6 protein-coding genes and 2 pseudogenes are annotated in these 7,453 nt (G+C 71.2%); 2 read left to right on the forward strand and 6 right to left on the reverse strand.

From position 1 onward, the window contains the following. Positions 1–261 (forward strand): annotated as a pseudogene (locus ACWDX9_RS56495) (MFS transporter); the annotation flags it as partial. A 14-nt stretch (positions 262–275) separates the two neighbouring features. Here ACWDX9_RS56495 and ACWDX9_RS56500 read toward each other — a convergent pair. Next, the gene (locus ACWDX9_RS56500) at positions 276–1,505 is read right to left on the reverse strand and encodes a cytochrome P450 (protein WP_449971203.1); all 1,230 of its coding nucleotides are present in this window, start codon (positions 1,503–1,505) and stop codon (positions 276–278) included. Positions 1,506–1,625: 120 nt separating this feature from the next. On the opposite strand from ACWDX9_RS56500, the gene ACWDX9_RS56505 reads away from it, so the two are divergent. Next, positions 1,626–3,002 (forward strand): FG-GAP-like repeat-containing protein, encoded by a 1,377-nt coding sequence (locus tag ACWDX9_RS56505; protein WP_449971205.1) that lies wholly within the window; start codon positions 1,626–1,628, stop codon positions 3,000–3,002. A gap of 151 nt (positions 3,003–3,153) precedes the next feature. Here ACWDX9_RS56505 and ACWDX9_RS56510 read toward each other — a convergent pair whose 3' ends face one another. The 5 genes and pseudogenes from ACWDX9_RS56510 to ACWDX9_RS56530 all read right to left on the reverse strand — a co-directional run. Beyond that, positions 3,154–4,626 (reverse strand): sensor histidine kinase, encoded by a 1,473-nt coding sequence (locus ACWDX9_RS56510; protein ID WP_449971207.1) that lies wholly within the window; start codon positions 4,624–4,626, stop codon positions 3,154–3,156. Between the two features lie 47 nt (positions 4,627–4,673). Then, on the reverse strand, positions 4,674–5,369 hold the full coding sequence (locus ACWDX9_RS56515) for a response regulator transcription factor (RefSeq protein WP_350726732.1): 696 nt from the start codon (positions 5,367–5,369) through the stop codon (positions 4,674–4,676). Then, positions 5,366–5,911 (reverse strand): hypothetical protein, encoded by a 546-nt coding sequence (locus ACWDX9_RS56520; RefSeq protein ID WP_364247094.1) that lies wholly within the window; start codon positions 5,909–5,911, stop codon positions 5,366–5,368. Before ACWDX9_RS56520 ends, ACWDX9_RS56515 begins: the two co-directional genes overlap by 4 nt. A 10-nt stretch (positions 5,912–5,921) precedes the next feature. Beyond that, positions 5,922–7,193 carry an ABC transporter permease gene (locus ACWDX9_RS56525; protein WP_449971210.1) on the reverse strand — a complete coding sequence of 424 codons (1,272 nt, stop codon included), beginning with the start codon at positions 7,191–7,193 and terminating at the stop codon, positions 5,922–5,924. Next, a pseudogene (locus ACWDX9_RS56530) lies at positions 7,190–7,453 on the reverse strand (ABC transporter ATP-binding protein); the annotation flags it as partial. The gene ACWDX9_RS56525 and the pseudogene ACWDX9_RS56530, both read right to left, overlap by 4 nt.

The raw sequence follows: 7,453 nt of genomic DNA on the forward strand, positions 1-7,453 counted from the left end.
GCCACCGCCGAGGAGCGGCACGCCGGCACCGCCAGCGGCGTCAACAACGCCGTGGCCCGCACCGGGAGCCTCCTCGCCGTGGCGGCCGTGCCGCCGCTGGTCGGGCTGGTGGGTGACGCGTTCAGGAACCCGCCGGTGTTCAACGCCGGGTTCCACATGGCGATGCTGGTCAGCGCCGGGATGATGGTGGTGGCGGCGCTGATCACGTTCTTCACGATCAGGACGAACGTGCTGGCGGTCGACGACGACCAGCCCGACTGAGTCCCGTCACAGCGTCAGAAGGTGAACGGCTGGGCGCGGACGCTGTTGTCGAAGTTCGACAGCAGCAGGTCGGGCTCGCCGACCGAGCGGATGTCGGGCAGCCTGGTCAGCAGCTCGCGGAACATCGTACGCATCTCCTGCCTGGCCAGGTTGGCGCCCAGGCAGAAGTGCGGCCCGGGGCCGCCGAAGCCGACGTGCGGCTTGGTCTCGCGGGTGATGTCGAACGTGTCGGCGTCGGGGAAGACCGACTCGTCCCGGTTGGCCGATCCGTAGAACAGGACGACCTTGTCGCCCTTCTTCAGCTCCAGCCCGCGCAGCGAGCAGTCCTCGGTGACCGTGCGCCGGAACTGCATGATCGGTGACACGTACCGGACCATCTCCTCGATCGCGCCGTTGATGTGCGTGTCGAAGTCGCTCATCAGCAGCTCGCGCTGCGCCGGGTTGTCGGTGAGGAGCTTGATGCCGTGGGCCATCGTGTTGCGAGCCGTCTCGTTGCCCGCGACCAGCAGCAGCGAGAAGAACGAGCCGAGCTCCTTGTCGGTCAGCTTCTCCCCGTCGGGGTTGGCGTTGACCAGCAGGGACACCAGGTCGCCCTTGGGGTCGGCGACGCGTTCGTGGCCGAGCTTGATGACCATGCGCTGCAGGGCGAGCAGGGCCAGCATGTTCTGGCCGGCCATCTGGACGCTGCGGGCCAGGCTGGGGCGCACACCCGTGTACGCGGTGGAGATGTCGACGTGCTGGTGGACCTTCTCGCGCAACTCCTGCGGGATGTCCAGCATGTCGCAGATGACGTGGATGGGCAGCCGGGCGGCCACCTGGGTGACGAAGTCGCTCGGCCCGTCCCTGACGACGTCGTCGACGATGCGGGCGCAGGCCGCCTCGATGTCGCTCTGCAGGCCGGCCAGCATCTTCGGACTGAACGAGCGGGTGACGATCCGGCGCAGGCGGGCGTGACGCGGGTCGTCCATGTTGACCATCGACTCCCCGAACACCTGCTTCACCCAGCCGGGCGGCTCCGGGTTCGTGACGGCGGGCTCGCTGGAGAAGATCTTGGCGTTGCGGCTGGCCTCGACCACGTCCGCGTGGCGTACGAGGGCGTAGAAACCCTTGCCCGAGCGCAGGAACGGCACCTTCTTCTCGGGGAAGAACACCGGATGCTCCACCTGCCGGAGCCGGGCGAATGCCTCGTTACGCTCTTTCGGCGGCTTACGCCAGAAATCCAGATCCGCGAGATCGATGTCCACGCGTCTATCCTGGCACGTTCCCACCACGCCGTGGATCGCCAAGCGATGTGCATCCGGCTCTCCTGGGCCGTTCTCGCGCTGTTCAGGCACGGTTCGACCTGTGTGGACATTACTTCCGTTATGAACCTTCTCCTCGCCGCCTGCCTGGTTCTCCCCCTCGCCTCCGGCACGACTCCCGCCGCGGCACGGGCGTGCGGCGGGCACCCTCTCGACTTCGACGGCGACGGACGGCCCGACCTCGCCGTGGCCGCGCCCTACGACGACTCCCGGGCCGGGTCGGTGACCGTGATGTACGGGTCCGGGAAGAAGGTGAAGCTCACCCAGAACGGCGCCGAACCCGGTGACTCGTTCGGATCGGCGCTGGCCGTCGGCGACTTCGACGGGGACAAGTGCGCCGACCTGGCCGTCGGGGTGTCGGAGGAGTTCGTGGGGACACGGGTGCCGGGCGGGGACGGGAACGGGGTCGTCCAGATCTTCAACGGCTCGGTCGGCGGGCTGGTCCCGGGCAAGGAGCTGGCGCTGGCCAAGCCGTCCAGCGACCGGTTCGGGGCGGCGCTGGCCGCCGGTGACCTCGACGGGGACGGCAAGGACGAACTGGTCGTCGGCGCGCCCAGCCACCGCTCGGGCGGGGCGGTGACGGTGTACTGGATGAAGGGGCGCAAGCCGTACCAGATCACTCAGAAGACGTCGTGGGTGCGGCAGGCGGCGAACGTGACCGACCAGTGGGGCGCCGCGCTGGCGACCGGGGACTTCGACGGGGACGGCAAGGACGAGCTGGTCGTCGGCGCACCCGCCGACAGCGTCACGCTGGACGGGCAGGGGTCGGTGACCGTCGTCGACGTACGGGCGAAGCGGGCGCGGCTGCTCACCCAGAGCAGCCCCGGCATCAAGGGGGCCTCCGAGAAGTGGGACGCGTTCGGGGCCTCGCTGGCCACGGGCGACTTCAACGGGGACGGGCGGGCCGACCTGGCCATCGGGGTGCCGGGTGAGGGGCTCAGCGCGAACCAGCGGGCGATGGACTACGGCGACGGCACCGTGGACGTCCTGTACGGGTCGCGCGGCGGGCTGACCACCCGCAAGAGCGAGGCGTGGTCGCAGAACACGCTCAAGGGGGTGCCCCGGTACTACGACCGGTTCGGGGCGTCGCTGGTCGCCGGGGACTTCAACGGGGACGGGCACGACGAGCTGGCCATCGGCGTGCCCGGGGAGAAGGCGGTCCAGGTGCTGGCCGGGCGGGCCTCCGGCGGGCTGACGCGGGTGGGGAACCTGCTGATCAAGGGCGAGGGGCGGGACTTCGGGGCCGCTCTGGCCGCTTTGCCGCTGAGTGAGCGTTATCGGGCGCTGGGGGCGCGGCGGCCGCTGTACGGGCTCGTGGTGGCGGCGCCGGACCAGGGGCTGGTCATGTACGCTCCCGGGTCCCGGAAGGCGGGGCTGAAGCTGGGCAAGGTCCGTCGGCTCAGCAAGGGCACGGGGCTGTACGGGTACACCTTCGGCTGAGCCGCTCCCGGGCCGCCGACGTGCTGGGTTCCGAGGGACGGCGTGCGGTGGGGATCGCCAGGGGCGGGGTTCGGGCCGAGCGTGACAGGGGTGTCGGGGTCGGCGGTGTCGGGGCGGCCGTGACAGGGGCGGCCGTGACAGGGGCGGGCGGTCAGGTGGGGGGTGGGGTGGCGGTGGTGGGGAGGATGATGCGGAAGAGGGCGCCCTTGCCGGGTGAGCCTTCCGCCATCACGATCCCCCCGTGCGCCTCCACCAGCGTCGCCGCGATCGACAACCCCAGCCCCGACCCGCCCGCGCTCCGCGCCGGATCCGCCCGGTAGAAGCGCTCGAAGACGCGTTCGGCCACCTCCGGCGGGAAGCCGGGCCCCTCGTCGGCCACCTCCACCACGGCCTGGTCACCGTCCAGCCCGACCCGCACCTGGAAGGGCGTGCCGGGCGGCGTGTGGGTGAGGGCGTTCGTGACGAGGTTGTTGATCACCTGCCCGAGCCGCGACTCGTCCCCCGTCACGGTCACGTCCCCCTCACCCCCGAACAGCCGCACCAGCTCGATCCTGCGGTCCGGCGCCAGCGTCTGGGCGTCGATGACGACGGTGGCGGCCAGGCTGAGCAGGTCCACGGGCCGCCGGGCCAGCTCCCGCCGCTGGTCGAGGCGGGCCAGCTGGAGCATGTCCTCCACCAGCAGCCCCATGCGGGCCGCCTGCCCCTCGATGCGGCTCAGCAGCCGTACGGCCTCCGCCAGGTCCTTCTCCTCCCCCAGCCGGTACAGCTCGGCGAACCCCCTGATCGACGTCAGCGGCGTGCGCAGCTCGTGGGACGCGTCGGCCATGAACCTGCGCATCAGCTCCTCGGAGCGCCGGGCGGCCGTGGCGGACTGGCGGGCCGACTCGGCGGCCGCCTCGCGCTCGCGCGCCGCCGACTCGATCTGCGCGAGCATGCCGTTGAGGGAGCGGCCGAGCTTGCCGACCTCGGTGGTGGCCGCCCACATGGGCACGCGGCGGGAAAGGTCGCCGCCCGCGATGTCCTTGGCCGTACGCGCGATCTCGCGGAGCGGGCGCAGGCTGCGGCGTACCAGCCAGTAGCAGGCGAACCCGAGCACCACCAGCGTGCCGCCGCCGGCGACCCCCACGATCAGGGCGAGCTGCGAGACCGTGGCGTCCACGTCGCTCAGGTTGACGGCGATCACCCGGGTCTCGCCGTCCCGGACCGGCACGGCGGTGACGCGCCAGCTCGGGCCGCCGGCGGCGCGCGACTCGACGGTGAAGGGGTGGCCGTGGAGCTCCAGGACCGTGGCGAGGTCGAGCTTGGGCAGGGCGGGCGTGTGGTCTTCGGTGGACTCGCTGAGCGTCCTGATCGGGGCGCCGGTGGAGTCGAGGATCACGGCGTAGAACAGGCCGAAGAAACGCTGCGGGCGGGTGCCGGGACGGGGCTGGTCGGTGGGCGGCGGGGGCGGCTCGCGCAGCGGGCGGCTGGCCGCGAGCAGCTGCTGGTCCACGCGCTCGACGAGGTAGCCGCGCATCAGCCGTACGGCGAACAGGCCGGTCACGGTGATGGCGAGGGTGACCAGCAGGAGGGTCGCCGACACCAGCCGCAGCCACAGCGGGGATCTGGCCAGGTGTTTGCGCACCGGCGCGCCCTTCGCGCGGAGGTGTTGAGCGGGAGAGACGGCGCCGCTCATATGCGGGGCGGGCGCAGGATGTAGCCCACCCCGCGCAGCGTGTGCAGGTATTTGCGGTCCCCCGTGTCCACCTTCCGCCGCAGGTAGGAGACGTACGACTCGACGAGCCCGACGTCGGTGCGCCAGTCGCCGTTCCAGACGTGGTCGAGGATCTGCGTCTTGGACAGCACCCGGCCCACGTTGAGCATGAAGTAGCGCAGCAGCCTGAACTCCGTCGGCGACAGCTTCACCGGGATGCCGTCGCGCCACACCTCGTGGCTCTCCTCGTCCAGCTCCAGGTCGGCCACCCGCATCCGGTTGGGCGGCGGCACGCCGCGCCGGGTCCGGCGCAGCACCGCCCGGATCCTGGCGATGACCTCCTCCAGGCTGAACGGCTTGGTCACGTAGTCCTCGCCCAGGCCCAGCCCCGCGATGCGGTCCTCGGGCGTGTCCTTCGCCGTCACGAACAGCACCGGGACCCGGCGGCCGCGGGACCGCAGCCTGCCCGCGACCGCCAGGCCGTCCAGGTCGGGCAGCATGACGTCGAGCATCACCAGGTCAGGTGAGCTCTCCTCGGCCACCCGCAGCGCCTCCATGCCGTCGGCCGCGGTCAGCACCTCGAAGCCGGCCATGCGCAGGCTGGCCGAGAACAGCTCCCTGATGTTGGGCTCGTCGTCGACCACCAGCAGCCGGGCTTCGGGCTCGCGCGTCATCGCGGGCCTCCTCCCAGGTTCCCCTGCGTGATCGACGTCGCGGTCACCGAACCGTCGCCGCCCTGCCGGCCGCGGACGACCACCGTGGTGCCGGTCTGGAGGTCGGTCACCTTCCCGGGCTTGGAGATCTGGACGGTGGTCTGGTCGTCGGTGGCGACCGTGACGGTGGAGCCGTCCATGGTCTTCACGTAGACCTTGCCGCCCTCGACCTTCTCGACGGTGCCGATGGTGCCTCCCCCGCCGCCGCCCATCCGCTGGCCTCCACCGTAACCGGGCGGCTGTCCGGATCCGCCGCGCTGCTGGCCGAAACCGCCCTGCTGCTGGCCGTACCCGCCGCCCATGGGGCGCTGCTGCGCCCCGGCGGCGGAGGCGGCCGGCGAGCCGAACAGGTTGGCGGCCTGAATGCCGATGAGGATACCGGCCACCAGCACGACGCCGGCGGCCAACGCCAGCGTGAGCTTGGAGGTGCCCTTCCGCGGCTGGACGGCGAGCTCCTCCTTCAGGTCGTCGGGGTACGGCGAGGAGTCGTCGAGCTGGGCCATGTCATTCTCCTTACTCGTGGCGCAGGGCCTGGATCGGCCTCAGCTTGGCCGCCCGGTTGGCGGGATAACTGCCGAAGAACAACCCGATCCCCACCGACACGCCCAGCGCGAGCGCCACCGACGACGGCACGAGGACCGGTTCGATGCCGGCCACGGTGAACCTGGTCCCGATGAACGCCACCAGCACCCCGGACAGCCCGCCGACCAGGCTCAGCAGCGTGGCCTCCAGCAGGAACTGGCCCAGGATCGCGCTCCTGGGCGCGCCGATCGCCTTGCGGATGCCGATCTCGCGCGTGCGCTCCGTGACGGTCACCAGCATGATGTTGGTGATGCCGATGCCGCCCACCAGCAGCGAGATCGCCGCCACGGCGCCCAGCAGCACGGTGAAGGTGCCGGTCGCCGCGCTGACGGTCTCCTGCAAGGTGGCCTGGTTGAGGATGCGGTAGTCGGCGTTGTCGTTCTTGATGCCGTGCCGCTGGTTGAGGATGGCCGTGACCTCGGCCTGCGCCGCCGTCGTGGTCTCCGCCCCGGACGCCTGCACGACGATCGAGTTGAGCGAGCCGAACCCGCTCAGGCTCTGCTGTACGGCGGGCAGCGGCGCGATGGCCACGTCGTCGGCGTCCTGCATGCCGGTGGACCCGGCCTCCTTCAGCACCCCGACGACCGTGAACGGCACGCCGGACACGCTGACCTGCTTGCCGATGGGATCGACGGTGCCGAACAGCTCCTCAACGACGGTCTGGCCGAGCACCACGACCTTCCTGGCGGCCAGTACGTCGTCGTTGAAGAAGTACGTGCCCTTCGTGACCGGCTTGTTGACGGCCTCGAAGTAGCTGGGGTAGGTGCCGACGAACTGCGAGATCGCGTGGCTGGCGGCCCCGTACGTGGCCGTCGAGGAGGAGGCGGTCACGACCGGCGAGACGCTCCTGACGGAGGGCGCCAGGGTCTTGTCGGTCAGCGCCTTGGCGTCGGTCAGGCTGAGCTGCCTGGCCTGGGTGCGCGGGCCGGTGTTCGTGCCGCCGCCGGACGCCCGCATGACACCACCACCACCGCCGCCACCACCGCCGCCGCCGCCGCCCGAGAACTGCGGGGAGATCGTCAGGGTGTTGGCGCCGAGGCGCTGAATGTTGCGCTGGATGCTCTGCGAGGAGCCCTCGCCGATGGCGACCAGCATGATGACCGCGGCGACGCCGATGAGGATGCCGAGCGTGGTCAGCGAGCTGCGCATCTTGTTGGCCAGCAGGCCGCGCAGCGCGAAGCGGAGGATCTCGAGCTGGTTCACCGGGCCGCTCCCGCCATCCGTGGCGGCGGGCCGTCCACCGGGCCCTGGCGGCGGTCCTCCACGATCTCGCCGTCCACCAGCCTGATCACCCGCTTGGCATGTGCGGCCACGTCGTTCTCGTGGGTGATGAGCACGATCGTGCGGCCCGACTCGCTGAGCCGGTCCAGGATCTCCAGGACGTCGTGCGTGGAGGCGGTGTCGAGGTTGCCGGTCGGCTCGTCGGCCAGCAGCAGCGCGGGCGCGGTGACCAGAGCTCTGGC

Source organism: Nonomuraea sp. NPDC003201, assembly GCF_053590415.1.